1 rRNA gene is annotated in these 1,079 nt (G+C 58.9%); it reads left to right on the top strand.

Features of this window, described 5'->3' with window-relative positions:
• A 23S ribosomal RNA gene (locus CCB157_RS17080) occupies positions 1–1,079 on the top strand; the annotation flags it as partial.

Here is a 1,079-nt window from a genome sequence, read left to right as displayed (position 1 = left end):
CGAAGCCGCGGTTCGCCGCTCTTGTGAGCGGCGGAGGTAGGGGAGCGTTCCGAGCGCGGCGAAGGCCGACCGGAAGGTCGACTGGAGCGCTGGGAAGTGAGAATGCCGGTATGAGTAACGAAAAGAGGGGTGAGAATCCCCTCCGTCGAAAGCCTAAGGGTTCCTGAGGAAGGTTCGTCCGCTCAGGGTTAGTCGGGGCCTAAGCCGAGGCCGGAAGGCGTAGGCGATGGACAACAGGTTGAAATTCCTGTACCACCGAAAGGCGTTTGAGCGATGGGGTGACGCAGGAAGGCAAGGCGAGCGCGCGGCCGGAAGAGCGCGTCCAAGCCGCAAGGCTGGTGGCGAGGCAAATCCCGCCACCGGAAAGGCTGAGCGGTGATGGGGAGGGAACTTAAGTACCGAAGCGCCCGTGCTTACACTGCCGAGAAAAGCCTCTAGCGAGTCTTTCGGTGCCCGTACCCCAAACCGACACAGGTAGGCGAGGAGAGCATCCTAAGACGCTCGGGAGAACTCTTGTTAAGGAACTCGGCAAAATGACCCCGTAACTTCGGGAGAAGGGGTGCTCCGGTAGGGTGATGAGCCCGAGGGAGCCGCAGTGAAAAGATCCAAGCGACTGTTTATCAAAAACACAGGTCTCTGCCAAACCGAAAGGTGACGTATAGGGGCTGACGCCTGCCCGGTGCTGGAAGGTTAAGGGGAGGGCTTAGCCGTAAGGCGAAGGTCCGAACCGAAGCCCCAGTAAACGGCGGCCGTAACTATAACGGTCCTAAGGTAGCGAAATTCCTTGTCGGGTAAGTTCCGACCCGCACGAAAGGCGTAACGACTTGGATACTGTCTCAACAAGAGACCCGGTGAAATTATAGTACCTGTGAAGATGCAGGTTACCCGCGACAGGACGGAAAGACCCCATGGAGCTTTACTGCAGCTTGATATTGGATGTCGGTATCGATTGTACAGGATAGGTCGGAGCCGGAGAAGCCGGGCCGCCAGGTTCGGTGGAGGCGACGGTGGGATACGACCCTATCGGTACGGACATTCTAACCCGGCACCGTGATCCGGTGCGGAGACAGTGTCAGGCG

The organism is Caenibacillus caldisaponilyticus (assembly GCF_002003465.1).
GTDB lineage: Bacteria > Bacillota > Bacilli > Bacillales > Sporolactobacillaceae > Caenibacillus > Caenibacillus caldisaponilyticus.
The sequence above is the reverse complement of the archived record's forward strand: the minus strand, read 5'-3'. Positions and strand labels throughout refer to the sequence as shown.